The sequence below is a fragment of the Candidatus Limnocylindrales bacterium genome, from assembly GCA_035571835.1.
Classification (GTDB): Bacteria; Desulfobacterota; Binatia; order UBA1149; family CAITLU01; genus DATNBU01.
Map to the genome: position 1 here is coordinate 84,497 of DATNBU010000041.1, position 13,054 is coordinate 97,550.

The window sequence follows — 13,054 nt, forward strand, 5'->3', positions numbered from 1 at the left end:
CTGAACTGGAGGGCTGCCGGAACCTAAGGAGGTGAGACAGAAAGTTTGTTTTGCACGATTTCGCTGGGGTCGAGAACTGAAGAGAGAGGTGCGCGGCGGTTGACGCCGCCGCGCACCGAGTCTCCGACGGGTCACCCAGGTCGGAGGCCGCTCCGTAAGAAAGCGTAGCGGCCAGCCCAGTAGTCCGCAACCCAAGTTCATCCCACGCTCGAGGGTTCCCGCACGCCGGAGGCCGCTCCACTCCTCCTCGCCGCGATGCCGAGCATTCCGAAGCTTCCCGCGCACCCTGCGGGTGAGCCAAGGCCGCATCACAACCGGCCCTAGGAGGACACGAATGGATTCCCCCACTTTTCTCTCCCGTTTCAAGCGCACCGGGAAAAGGGTCAGCGGCTTTCTGGCTTTCAGTTATGGACTGACTGTGACGCTGACTCTGGGTATCGCATCAACTGCAGCCGCCGCGGTGCCGACTACCCCGACCGGCACGACGCCCGGCAGCACGACAAGCCCCGGTCCGACTACTTCGAGCACTTCGGTGCCGCTGGGCTGGAACTCGGTCAGCGGCGCGACGTACTACGACCTCGGGGTGAAAGATCTCGCTGCCGGCACGCTGGTGGTCGACACGACGACTACCGGCACTTCGTACTCGGCCAGCCTGGCAGCGGGCAAGACGTACAGATGGAACGTCGCAGCCTGTAATGCCTCGGGCTGTTCGGGCTACACGACGGTCCTGTACTTCCAGACGCCGTCGGCGGTCACTGTTCCGGCGATGCCGACGGGGACGACACCGGGCAGCACGACGAGCCCCGGCCCTACGACCTCGGGGACGACGGTCGGACTGGGCTGGAACGCGGTCTCCGGCGCGACGTACTACGACTTCGGAGTCAAGGATATCGCCGCCGGCACGCTGGTGGTCGACACGACGACTACCGGCACTTCGTACTCCGCTGCCCTGGCAGCGGGCAAGACGTACAGATGGAACGTCGCAGCCTGCAATGCCTCGGGCTGCTCAGGCTACACGACGCTGCTCTACTTCCAGACGCCGTCGGCGGCCACGGTGCCAGCGATGCCGACGGGGACGACGCCGGGCAGCACGACGAGCCCCGGCCCTACGACCTCGGGGACGACGGTCGGCCTGGGCTGGAACGCTGTGACCGGTGCGACGTACTACAGCTTCGGCGTCACCGACATCGCAGCGGGTGTACTGGTGGTCGACAAAACGACGTCCGGAACCTCGTACTCGGCCAGCCTGTCGGCGGGAAAGAACTACAGGTGGAACGTTGCCGCCTGCAACGCGTCGGGCTGCTCAGGCTACACGACGCTTCTCTACTTCCAGACCCCCTCGGCGGCCACGGTACCAGCGACGCCGACGGGCACGACGCCGGGAAGCACGACGAGTCCCGGGCCGACGACCTCGGGAGCGACGGTGGGCTTGGGCTGGAACGCCGTGACTGGTGCGACGTACTACAGCTTCGGCGTCACCGACATCGCCGCGGGCGTGTTAGTGATCGACACGACGTCGACCGGTACCTCGTACTCGGCCAGTCTGTCGGCGGGAAAGAAGTACAGGTGGAACGTTGCCGCCTGCAATGCTTCGGGCTGCTCGGGCTACACGACGCTCCTCTACTTCCAGACGCCCTCGGCGGCTACGGCACCGGCGATGCCGACGGGGACGACGCCAGGCAGTACGACCAGCCCCGGACCTACGACTTCGGGTACGACAGTGGGCCTGGGCTGGAACGCCGTGACCGGCGCGACGTACTACAGCTTCGGCGTCACCGACATCGCCGCGGGCGTACTGGTGGTCGACACAACGACGACCGGAACCTCGTACTCGGCCAGCCTGTCGGCGGGAAAGAAGTACAGATGGAACGTCGCCGCCTGCAATGCCTCGGGCTGCTCGGGCTACACGACGCTCCTGTACTTCCAGACGCCGAGCGTGGTCGCCAGCCAGCCCGCGAAGCTGACTGCACCATCGCCCGGCAGCGCTTTCTCGGGGACCTCGGCAACCTTCAAGTGGTCGACGGGTACCGGTGTGACTGACTACTGGTTGTACGTGGGCAGCTCGGCAGGCGGGAATGACTTCTATAGCCAGGATCAGGGGACGAACCTCTCCGTGACCGTGAGCGGATTGCCGACGGATGGGCGCGTTCTCTACGTCACGCTCTGGTCCTGGATCGGCGGTGCATGGCAGAACACGAACGCTACCTATACTGCCTATACCGCATCGTCACAGAGTGGGACTGAGCTGAGCCCGGGAAGCACGATCGCGAATCGTGCCATCGCTCTCGGCGAACAGCACCGCTACCGGTTCCCCATGGTCCTGGGGCGCACGTACTTTGTCGTGGCGATTCCTGGCGCACACCCTGCGACGGACGTGGATCTGTACACGTCGAACAACAGCAACCTATCGACGACCGCGTACCAGTGCGCCCCGCGAGAAACCGGGACGACCCCTGAGGTTTGTAAGTTCGTCGCCTCCTTCACGGGGACCTACTGGTTGTTGGTGAACGGTACGACCGCGGGAAGATATATGCTCTCGGTGTTCGAGCAGTACAGCGGTCAGCCCGTGCCTACGGCAAGCGTGTTCGACAGTCCGGTTGCTCCGCCCGCGGCAACTGAAACCGATACGGATGCAGATGGATGGTACTCCGCGCAGGACTTCGGAGAGTGCAACACGTCCACGATCCCGCCCAAGCTGCATCTCGGAGAAGACTGGAATCGTTCCGGGCCCGACCGCGGTGAGGTGGTGCGTGCCGTCGCAGACGGCGTGGTGACCTACGTGGCCCAGCCGCTTGCCTCCGATGGCACGCCCAGTGATTCGTGGAAGGGCGTCCTCGTAGTCAGGCACGCCGCGCCCACGGCGACTCCGTTCCTGGTCCCTGCAGGTTCCAGGGCGACTTCGACCTGCACGTCCGCGAAGAACTGGTCGCAGAGTAAGGTCTCAACGGCGTGGTCCTTCTACGGCCATCTGGACAAGTGCTGGACCAATACGCCTCTGACAGGGTGCCCGTCGGCCGGAAGCCTGAGGTCCTGGTTGCGCGTTGGCGACGTCGTCCGTCGCGGACAGCCGATCGGGATCATCGGTGAGACTCCGCTCGGCAGCACCGGGTCGCACTCCCACATCGAAATGTGGACCTCACCGCTGACGCCGCCGGGTACCGGTTACTCGAATGATCTCACGGGTAGGACGGACCCGACGGCGTTCTTCAACGCAAACTGACCGCGGCAACTAGTCGTTATGAGCGTCCCGCCCTGCAGGTTCTTCTGCAGGGCGGGACTGGAGCGGGCAGGGCATGCGACGAAGTCGCGCGGCTCGGTATCGCAGCATCGACGTGGTGCGATACGCGGGAACAGAAAATCGTCACGGCAACTCCGTCGCGGCGGCTGGGTGCCCGCCCGGACACCACTCGACCACTCCATCCTTGATCCAGAAATGGCATCCGCACGCATTTGTCTGATGCACGCTCGGCGATACGGTTGGCCGCGTCCAGAAGTCGGTCAGGACCGCCCAGCGAGGCCGTCGCTGAGGATTCAGCGACAGCGAGATCGCCGAGCCGCAACCGCCAGGACACAATAGGCACGCCCATTTCCGTACCTCGCCGTCGATTACGATCACCATCTCGTCTGACTTCAGCGCGCCGGGACCGGGATGTTCTCGGTGCATGACGGCGACAAGGTCGAAGTCGAGCCAGCCGATTCTCCGCAGCAGTTTGGCAATGCGTTTCCTGAGCAGCGTCACCCCATTATCCCAAGGAATGGGTCGGTGTCTGCACGGCCCCATGCGGATGTGCCCACGCAGACCGGGCAGCCGTCGTTGCGCTTCGGGGCAAGACTCCGGTCATCACCGGCATGGAAGCGCCGTATGTGGTTCGGGATCATCCCATCCGGACCACGGTAGCCGGTGATCGCGTCGACCATCTCGTTCACCGCGACGCAGGCCATCTCGGTGGTGAACGTCACCACCGCTGGAGCCGGGTCGCCTGCACCGATGACGTAAGCCTCTGCCTTGCGCTTGCTGAATTCTTCCGGGTCCGCACGTTCGAGCGCCTCTTCGGCCGCGCGCCGTGGGTTGATGACGCCGCTGCAGAGAAGGCAAGGCCGTCCCGGCGAGAGCGTTGTTACCCTGCCGTTGATATCGTGGCCGTCTCTGGCAGCGGCCATCCTCAGGCCGACGTCGATGACAGGGATACCGTAGTAGTAGGCGAGGCGGTTCAGCATCGCGCGTCCGGAATGGTCATCTGTGCAGCCGAAAACGAAGTCGCACGACTTGATCGCGTCCCGCATCTCGCGGGAATTCGCCCATGCTTTCCTCGTTACGACCTGGGTGCCGAGGCCGGCGGCTGCGATTTCGCGTTCGGCGAGCGAGACCTTCGCCAGTAGCTCATCGACATCGCTCCGACGGGACCCATGCACTCGGTTTAGATTGCTGGTCTCGACCACGTCATCATCGAGTAGCAGTAGGTACCCGACGCCAAGGCGCGCCAGGAGCATCGCCACGGCACTGCCCGTGCCGCCAAGCCCAACGATCGCGATCCGCAGGCCGCGTAAGGTCGGGTTGAACGACAGGCCGAACAGCCTTGCCTGGCGGTCCAGGTGTTCGGTGTTGGCGGCGACGGCCGCATCCATCGTCCACCTAGTGAACCGGCCACCGACGCGCTGTACGTTCACCGCGTCGACGGGGGGCGCGTCGCCGCGCCAGAGTCGCGCTCGGATTGAGCCATCGCCGCCGAGCACGATGCTGACGAGACCGAGGACACCCTTCACCGCTGCGGTGCGCGCGAGCTTGGTTTCGTTCGCGGTGTCCTGCTCCGAGAAGAAGGCCGTGCTGCCGGGATGGGTGTGGACAATGGCCGGTACCAAGCCAGCAGTGAGGGCGTCGCAGAGCAGCCTCATGTAACCGGCGGTGCTCCATGTGACGTGCTCTGCAGACGTGCTTACGAATGCCGTCGACTCGATGTCCCGGAACTGGTGCGATACCAGCCGTGTTCGCGCTCGGCCTGTCCAAGGATCGGAGGCGATGTCCGACACTCCGAGTAGCATGTAGGCCGCTGTCTCAGCGGAACCGCTGGCGAGCATCTGTCGGAGGCGCGAGTTGTGTGGCTCGAGCACCGTGAGATCGAGAACGGGGGCCATCAGCGTGCCCTCTCGATGGCGTAGCGGGCGCGCGCGATCATGGTGTGGAGCCCGTCGATACCGGGACGCCACTCTCCGCAGTGGCGCGACCACCTCTGCCACGACTGCCCGCTGAATTGGTGCGCATGGTCAGCGCGTTCCGGGTAGCGCCCCGTCTCCGCGAGACGAACCCATGGGTCCATGAAGAACATGTCGGGGCACGCGTCGGGATAGCCGCCTGGGAGAATGATTAGCAGGTCGACGTGGTCGCGGTCGTACTTGTGCGGCGGCAGCTGGAAGCCCTCGATGACGACGCCTACCTGGCCGCCGTGGCCGACCAGCCGGTGGGCGATTCCGTGCTGCTCGAGGTAGTTGCGGTCCGCCTCCGGAAGGGCCGTCAGCCCCTCCGTCGTCTCCTTGATGACAGTGATGAAACGCTCGATGCCGGGCTTCGATAGATCGACCGGGTCGGTGTCGCCGATTTCGACATCCTGCCCACCGCGTACCTCAAGGTAGATCGCGTACTTCGGACCGACGGCGGCGAGACGGCGCAGGATGGCGCCGGTGATCAGCGCCTTGCCCCACTCCTGCTGCTTGTTGTCGATGGTGAACTTGAAGAGTCGATCGGTGCGAAAGTAGATGAACCTTTCCGTTCCGTGGCCGCGGAGATCGAACGGCTCGTCGAGCCGCAGGTCTTCAAACTCGCCGTTCGGTAGCACGGCGCAGACGCTGAATTCATCGACGGGACGGGCCCCCGCGGCGTCGAGCACCTGACGGCCCAGGGGCACCGGGTCCGTCACTTCGACAACGCGGTAGTTCAGAGTTTCGTCCGCGACCTTGATCAGGTAGGCGCGGGCGGGATGCAGTGGACGGTCTTCGCGGATAGCCGTCTCGAGGTCATCGACGTCGGGACGGCTGGTGGGAGCGGGGGAAGATACACTCATATGATTGAACCTCTGTTTGAATTTCTGTCTAGCGATGGTCCGGTATGGGCCGTCTACGACAGGTCAATCAGAGCCGGACAACCCGACCGGTAACTCGACTCGCTAGATTGTGAATCTTTTTTCGATGGACCCGTCGGGCACGGGGCCGCAGATGAAGAACGCTGGGCACCGGGGACAAGTCCGAGGAGACTCGTCCCGCGGAAAGCGCCCAGCACGGATCTCGTCCAAGGCCTTCTCTGCTGTGGACTTCCGATCGGCGAGGGTTTTCGGCTTCATGCCGACCATTCTGACAGTGGCGTCGCCCAGATGAACGAATTCCACCACGCAACCGGGAATGGTCTCGTGCGCCGCCAGCGCGAAGACGGCGGCGGACACAGTTTCCAGTTCCTTCGAGGAAGCGTGTCCCGTCCGGATCATCCGAAAACGAGTGTGGCCGTCCTTTCCGGTCAGCACGTCGTCGGGTCGGACAACAATCTCGCCGCCGGACACACCCAGCCGCAACTCGGTCGACAGCGACTTCGCGTACCCGTCGCGGGATTCGATGAAAAAACCGACGAGCTGTCTCGCGATGACCATGAAGTCGTCGGAGTAGCCGTGATCCCCTAATCGTTGCTGGTCCCATGCTTCGGCGAGGCGAGACTCGACTTCCGAAGGCGACGGCGCCGCCGACGGCTCACCGGTGAGCCAGTCGACGATGGATCTCACCGCATCATGCATCTGCATAAACGGCGTTTCGTTTCGTCTCCCGCCGAGTTCGAGCACGTGGGTGTAGAAGAAACGTCGAGGGCACCGCTCGAAGAGTCCCAGCTTGCGCTCCGTGAGCAGGACACCTTCGGGAAACTCCACCGGAATGGGCACGTCGTCGGCGGCGCGGGGCAACGTGAGCTTCGGTGTCACCGGTGTGCTGTCGATCCTGCCGCCGAGCCGATCGATGAAAGGCGACCGCCCGCGTGCGTGTCCGTTGGATTTTTTCGTTGGCGAATAGAGGATCAGGCGGTCTCTGGCGCGCGAGAGCGCGACGAAGAACAGGCATTCCTGCTCTTCGACATGTCCGGCCTTAAGTACCTCGATCCCCGTGCCGGACACGCCTTCCACCATCCCGTCCGGCGGTGCGCATCCCTTCACATGATTGGGCGATCTGGGGAGCGTGTCCGAGTTCATGCCCGGGATGTGGACCGCAAGGAACTCGAGCCCCTTGCTGCCGTGGATCGTCATGAGTCTGACCGCATCGATACTCTGCGCCGCGGCAGGTAGCTGGCGCAGGTCCCGCTCGTCCGACAGAAGCACGAGCCGGCGTATGCGGTCCAGCAGTCGCGTGATCGGCAGACCGGCTGCGAGCGGCTGCGCCCTTACAAAGTTCATGAACTGCCAGATTGCGACGCCGCGCGCCCGGAGGGCGACTTCCCCCGATTGTGCTATTCCCGCCCCGATGCGGGTTCGGTCGAGCAAAAGCTTCGCGAGCACCATCCAAGGGTTGGATGTTGCGTCGAACCCGTTGAGGGCCTGCTGCAGCGTGCCGAGCACTGCGACGGCGGTGGACGAAAGCCCCGCGATGCCGTCGATCGCATCGAGCCATTGAAGCGGTCGCTCCTCGCTGTCCTTTAGGTGGGCGATCACGGTCGAGACGTCGGAAAGTTGCAGGGGAAATTCCGGCATAGTCCCGACGCGAACCAATCCCATCGCTCGGCGATCGGCGAGCATGGACAGCAGCGAAAGGAGTTCCTGAACTTCGTCTCGCTCGAAGAGGCTACCCAGGTATAGGACCGGGATGCCCATACTTTCGAGTCCGGCGGCCATCCGTCCGAGCCGCTCATTGCCGGTGCAGAGCAGAGCCTGATCGCGGTACGACATTCCTGCCGCGCGATGCTCTTGAATGGCCTCGGCGATCGCCGCGATCTCAGCAGATGCCATCTCAACCGCGCGGTACTCCGGCTTGACGCCGGAGGCGCCTCGGTCGGCCTTCAGCCTGACGTCGTCACCAGCGGCCGCCTTCATGTCGCGGCCGGCGAACTCGACGAAGGCATCGACGATCTCTTCGCTGGAGCGGTAGTTGATACTGAGGCGGTCACGCTTGCCGCCAGGAAAGTCTTCTCTGCCGAACTGCGCCACATTGACCGATGACGCGCCACGAAAACGGTAGATCGACTGCTTAGCGTCGCCAACGACCCACAGATTTTCCCCGGACCCGGCGATGGCCTTGAGCAGGCGAACGCTCGCACGGTTCACGTCCTGGAATTCGTCGATGAGGACGTGCTGATGGCGGGCGCGCAAAAGGTTCAGGACCTCTTCATCACGCTCGATGAGCCGCACCGGCATCGACACCAGATCCCCGAAGTCCAAGCATCTCCGCTCCTCCTTGAGCGATTCGTAGTATGCATAGACCTTGGCCACCTCTTGGCATTTTTCAGCCGCCTCCTGCTGTTCGGGTGTTCTTGCGGCGCGGAACATGTCGTCCGATAACTCGGCATATCGCCGGGCGCAGACGACTTCGTCCTTGGCGCGCGAGATAGCGGCGAGAATGTCACTGATCTCGAAAGAGGGATCCCACAGATTTTGGTAATGGGTGAGCGCAAGCCGCGGAAAGCCGTCCGCCAGCAGATCGATCGCCTCCGTGCGGTCCATCAGTCGTGGGTTTGGTGGCAGGTTAAGCCGCTCGTGAAAGCGACGGATGATATCGAGGCCGAACGAATGGAAGGTGCCGATCCACATCGCGGCCGCTGCCTGCGGCCGCTTAGCCGCGATCCTGTCCGAGAGCTCGCCAGCCGCTTTGTTTGAGAAGGTCAGTACGAGGATGTTTTCGGCCGGCACCTTCTTCTCTTCGAGAAGCCACTCTACTCGGCCGACAAGAGTCTGCGTTTTTCCAGTGCCCGGTCCGGCTTCCAACAGGTACGGCGAGCCCCAATGCTCGGCAGCGCACTTCTGTTCACTGTTGAGATCCTGCTCCTCGCGACCATGCAGGTCGAGCGTCACCGGCGGCAACAGGAGCGCGTCGAGCAACTGAAGAGCTACCACATCGAACGGCGCGCCGAGGCGGGCGGCGATGTCCGACGCCGTCATTCCTTCATCCACGTGCAGCCGCCGCGCGACGGAACGTGGCAGAAGGAATTCACGGGCGAAGAGATCCATCTGGACTTCGCGCCGCTCGCGGCGGCTGTAGTCGATGACGCGATCGACGCCTATGGGTGCGGCCTCCGCTGGTCGAGTAGGATCAGGCACTAACGAGACGTTCGCTTCGCTTGCACCGCCAAATTCTACGTGTCCAAGCTCGTGGGCGACGAGGAACGCATTCGTGAAGTCGTCACCCGCGTCTTCGTGAAGAATCGCCAAAGCGCCGGGATCGTACAATGCGCGGGCTCCTCGCAGTCGGACGTCGCCCTTAGGCAGCTTCTCGACAGCGACATTCCGGCGGAATCCCTCAGTGCACGCGAACTCGTAGAGACGCCAAGGATCCAGGCCGCGGGCGATCGCTTGCGAGTGCAGACTTTCGGCTGTTTGACGCGTGACCTCGACGGTGTCCATGTCATTCTGCCGCCGTGTAGATGTCGAGCTTCTGCTCCGTCGTCGTACCGGACGCATCAAGCAGCGTATCGAACGCCACCTTGTCTGCGAGCGTTGGTTTTTCGTTGGCCTTATAGTTCGCGGGCGTGGCGACAACCGGAGGCAAGTCCAGATGCGTCATTAGGTCAGCGACTGTTGTGTTTGCCGCTCGAGCGACCCGCTCCACGAACGCCGCCGGCACCGATGAAGCGATAACGAGGCGATCCCTGAACGCCAATAGGACCGATCTTGGTACGCGTAACTTCTTCGCTAAGGCGGCGAATCCCGCTCCTCGGAAGGCGTCGAAGGGATTGATTACGGCGGCTGGCCTCCGCACGCCTGTGAACTGTTTCAGCGCCCGCTGGAAGGTCGCTTCGTCTTCCACGGCCTCGGCAATGCCGCGACCTTCAATGCGAAGTTCATGCGACAGATCGACGAGATCCTCCGTAAACTGCGGATATAGCGTCAGGTAGCGTTCGAGCGTCAACTTGTCGTGGGTGGGCTCGACCGAAAACGCGAATAGTACGTCCTCGAGCGGTATCTGCGGCTTCGCCGGGCTCATGACTCCTCCTCCTCGAGCACCTTCCGGACTACTTCGAATGCTTTGTCTCGGCGGTTTCGGACGGTCTTCTCGGCGCACTTGAGAATACCTACGATCGTCTGGACTCCCGGCTCCTTGGAATCGATCGGGAATCCCCGCCTCAGCAACTCGACAACCCGGCGCTGATCCTCTGGCAAGGCATCAATCGCAACGTTAATCCGGAACCGGTAACCCGGATCGTCAATTCTCGAATCCATCGGGGGATTTTGGGCGGCGGCCGCGTCGGCAGCCGCTTCCTCGATCTCGGCCTCCAACTCACCAGCCTCGTCTTCAGTCATTGGCTTGGACCGGTTTTCCTCTTTCCATGCCTTTTTTCGTGCTGTCAGCCGGAGCTTCGCCACTGCATCGTCGAAATTGATCTCGAAATAGTCGAGTCGGTCCTCGTACCCGTCGCGGTCGAGCAACAGTAGCTCTTGGAATCGGTCCATGACCGCATCGGCAATCACGGTTTTCGTGTGGGATTCGAGCAACCTGCCATCAGGCAAGCGCCCAACCACCAACCTCGGCAGTAGCGCCAATATGCGCCGTCGGAGCGTCCGGAATAGCGCCGTGAAGTGGACGTCCGAGTCGTCTGCCCTTGACGCCCGGACGAGGTGAAGCAGGCATTCTGACGGGAGATACTCGGCGTGCGCAGTATCGACTATTTTGCACCGGTCGGCGACGTCTGACTCCGGCAACACGACGAGGTCGACCAGCGCCGCTTCGACGTTGGGCCGCCGGGAGTAGGGAGTCCCGTCCAGTCTCGCCCGGCGAAGCGGCGCTACCATCGGTAGGCTCTAATGGCCGACTCGAACGCTGAACCCGGAGCAGTCAACGTGCTCGCCAGCGGTCCCGCGAGATCCAAGTGACCACCGCTTGCGAGTGACTCGCCGCACCCGGTCCGGCTGGCGCGCGCTTCAGCTGCACGCCTCTCGACGAGTGCTTCGTACTCGCCCACGTTCTCGTTCAGCAGATTGTCGAGTGGAGATTCTACCGCAAGGGGCCAATCGATTCTCCGGTACCGGCTGCCGTCAGCCATGATGCGTTTGCGATGGACGGCCGAAATAAAAGGCACGGAATCAACAATCGTCAGCCTCTCGAATTCTCGCGCGAGAGTTCTGAGGTAGCGCCTACCGGCGACGGCGACGACATGCAGCTCGCGACCGAGTCGATCGCGAAGCCTAGCCAGATCAGCGATCGCGGTGAGTCCGCGCTCCCTGTTCTTGAGCCCGGTCTGAAACTCCTTGCAGACGTATGTCGCGCTTGGGGTATTACGAAGGACTTCCAGCCACTGCTCCCAATCTCCACCGGACTGCGCGTTGAGATGGAGGATCGGATGGATTCCCGCATCCGCGAGTTCCTCTGCGCTCCGAATGATGCGCCAGAAATTGCGCTTGGTATCGGTGCGTGGCGCCTCGTCGAAGAACGAAAAATTAGGAGTCGTCATGGCGAGCAGGTTCAGAGCAGCGAGCGCCTTCAGCTTTTCCGCGCTTCGAGATTGCCAGAATCCTTCGACCCATTTGTCCTGCTGCACCGAGATAAGGAGCAGCTTTGCCTTCGCATCGACCTTGAAACGCCTTCGCAATGAGGCTGCGGAACGCACGCGTGGGCGACAGTCCCCCGTGATAACTCGAAAGGTGTCGAGTGCGACCGTCTGGCGAGGCAGGACGTCGCGCCGCGCACCACTGTGCCGGATCATAGGGACATACAGCGGAAGTTGTGTCGTAGGACTCGGGAGATCACGCCGCTGTGTCGGAGCCAGGCCGCCGATCTCGGCATAGTTGCGAAAAAATTCTTCCGGCTTTCCCGGGCAGGTGAAGGAACAGTTGCCATCCGCCGCTCCGCAATCCCCGCAACTACCGAAGCACCCGAACAATTCCGACTGATCGCCGGCGAGCCCCGGGCATCCCTGCTGATAGGCGCAGGAGTGACAGGGGCCCTTCGGCGAAGGCTCATACAGCCGGTGGTTACTTTCTGGCATTCCCAGCCTCGCTTCCCATCTGCAGCGATAGTCCACCGAATGGATCGACCCGCGTGACACGGCACGGGACGATACCGTTGAATGTCGGGGCTGAAGCTATCGTTTCGCGCGCAAACTCTGCCGCGTCCTTGGGGAGCGTGACGAGAACTTTGTTGCCGCGCACGACGCGAAATGCGTCGCCTACTTGCAGAAGCAGGCACCTATCGCCGACAGCAATTGTCCCGTCGTCGCGGTCGCGCCGACAGATGAGCTCGCGTTCGACGCGCGTCCTCCGCGTAAGCCGGAAGAGGTCGATGTCGACGAGTTCCTGATAGGCATCATGACTCAGATTCTTGAACGCTCGCGCACGTTTTCGTTTGAACGATTCACCCACGAAGCACCTCGTTGGCTGCCGGATAGAATCGCGATGCGCGGCCGGCCGGCTCCCGGTACGCAAGGCCCAATCGCCACAATTCGTTCAACCTGTTTGTCCACGCAGTCGGCGTGAGCCTCTGATCGCTTGCGCGATAAAGCTCGGGCGCAGTCGCGCCCCGCATCTCGGTCAGAAGTCTTAGCGCGGCGTAGGCAGCGTCCTCGATGCGGCCATGGAGCCGTGCGACGGACACCCCGTCGTCGGTCCAATCTGTGGCTTCAAGGCCGGGGAGGCGGTTACCGTGGAGGAAGATGTCGAACTCGGAACGCACCTCTTCGCAGAGGTCAGTGACAAGACAGCGCGGGCCGCGCGGCTGTGTTTGGTGGATCTTCAACCACGTGGCCTTGAGGAAACTTCCAGTGGCGAGTTCCACGCCGGCGAAGGAGAGCACCAGGCGGTCATCGGGTCGGCACCCCTCAAGGGCGGGCAGGATGGTCGTTTGGAAAACGCTCTCGGCCAGCGTTCTACCGACAAGGTGTTTTCCTGAG

General features: G+C 62.9%; 10 protein-coding genes. 2 read left to right on the plus strand and 8 right to left on the minus strand.

Going from position 1 to position 13,054, the window contains the following annotated elements; genetic code table 11:
* The first annotated feature begins 334 nt into the window (after positions 1–334).
* Positions 335–3,220 (plus strand): M23 family metallopeptidase, encoded by a 2,886-nt coding sequence (locus VN634_19680; protein HXC53118.1) that lies wholly within the window; start codon positions 335–337, stop codon positions 3,218–3,220.
* Between the two features lie 141 nt (positions 3,221–3,361).
* Here VN634_19680 and VN634_19685 read toward each other — a convergent pair whose 3' ends face one another.
* The 8 genes from VN634_19685 to VN634_19720 form a co-directional block, all read right to left on the minus strand.
* Positions 3,362–3,739, minus strand: coding sequence for a DUF6527 family protein (locus tag VN634_19685; protein HXC53119.1), 378 nt, complete (start codon positions 3,737–3,739; stop codon positions 3,362–3,364).
* On the minus strand, positions 3,736–5,133 hold the full coding sequence (locus VN634_19690) for a ThiF family adenylyltransferase (GenBank protein ID HXC53120.1): 1,398 nt from the start codon (positions 5,131–5,133) through the stop codon (positions 3,736–3,738). The genes VN634_19685 and VN634_19690 overlap by 4 nt, the downstream gene beginning before the upstream one ends.
* Positions 5,133–6,056 (minus strand): multiubiquitin domain-containing protein, encoded by a 924-nt coding sequence (locus VN634_19695; protein ID HXC53121.1) that lies wholly within the window; start codon positions 6,054–6,056, stop codon positions 5,133–5,135. Before VN634_19695 ends, VN634_19690 begins: the two co-directional genes overlap by 1 nt.
* 102 nt (positions 6,057–6,158) lie before the next feature.
* Positions 6,159–9,575 (minus strand): ATP-dependent helicase, encoded by a 3,417-nt coding sequence (locus tag VN634_19700; protein ID HXC53122.1) that lies wholly within the window; start codon positions 9,573–9,575, stop codon positions 6,159–6,161.
* 1 nt (position 9,576) lies between these two features.
* Positions 9,577–10,155 carry a hypothetical protein gene (locus VN634_19705; protein HXC53123.1) on the minus strand — a complete coding sequence of 193 codons (579 nt, stop codon included), beginning with the start codon at positions 10,153–10,155 and terminating at the stop codon, positions 9,577–9,579.
* Positions 10,152–10,961, minus strand: coding sequence for a hypothetical protein (locus VN634_19710; protein HXC53124.1), 810 nt, complete (start codon positions 10,959–10,961; stop codon positions 10,152–10,154). Before VN634_19710 ends, VN634_19705 begins: the two co-directional genes overlap by 4 nt.
* Positions 10,955–11,758, minus strand: a complete 804-nt coding sequence (locus tag VN634_19715) for a DUF4417 domain-containing protein (protein ID HXC53125.1) — start codon at positions 11,756–11,758, stop codon at positions 10,955–10,957. The genes VN634_19710 and VN634_19715 overlap by 7 nt, the downstream gene beginning before the upstream one ends.
* Before the next feature lie 382 nt (positions 11,759–12,140).
* Entirely contained in the window at positions 12,141–12,527 is a 387-nt protein-coding gene (locus VN634_19720; GenBank protein HXC53126.1) for a hypothetical protein, read from the minus strand.
* A gap of 280 nt (positions 12,528–12,807) precedes the next feature.
* Here VN634_19720 and VN634_19725 point away from each other — a divergent pair, with 280 nt between their 5' ends.
* Positions 12,808–13,053: a hypothetical protein gene (locus VN634_19725; GenBank protein ID HXC53127.1), complete on the plus strand. Its 246-nt coding sequence runs from the start codon at positions 12,808–12,810 to the stop codon at positions 13,051–13,053.
* Position 13,054 lies beyond the last annotated feature (1 nt).

Bases quoted from the DNA above. Each gene is read 5' to 3' on its own strand.
- VN634_19700 (HXC53122.1), bottom strand. From the start codon at position 9,575: ATGGACACCGTCGAGGTCACGCGTCAAACAGCCGAAAGTCTGCACTCG.
- VN634_19680 (HXC53118.1), top strand. From the start codon at position 335: ATGGATTCCCCCACTTTTCTCTCCCGTTTCAAGCGCACCGGGAAAAGG.
- VN634_19695 (HXC53121.1), bottom strand. From the start codon at position 6,056: ATGAGTGTATCTTCCCCCGCTCCCACCAGCCGTCCCGACGTCGATGAC.
- VN634_19710 (HXC53124.1), bottom strand. From the start codon at position 10,961: ATGGTAGCGCCGCTTCGCCGGGCGAGACTGGACGGGACTCCCTACTCC.
- VN634_19705 (HXC53123.1), bottom strand. From the start codon at position 10,155: ATGAGCCCGGCGAAGCCGCAGATACCGCTCGAGGACGTACTATTCGCG.
- VN634_19690 (HXC53120.1), bottom strand. From the start codon at position 5,133: ATGGCCCCCGTTCTCGATCTCACGGTGCTCGAGCCACACAACTCGCGC.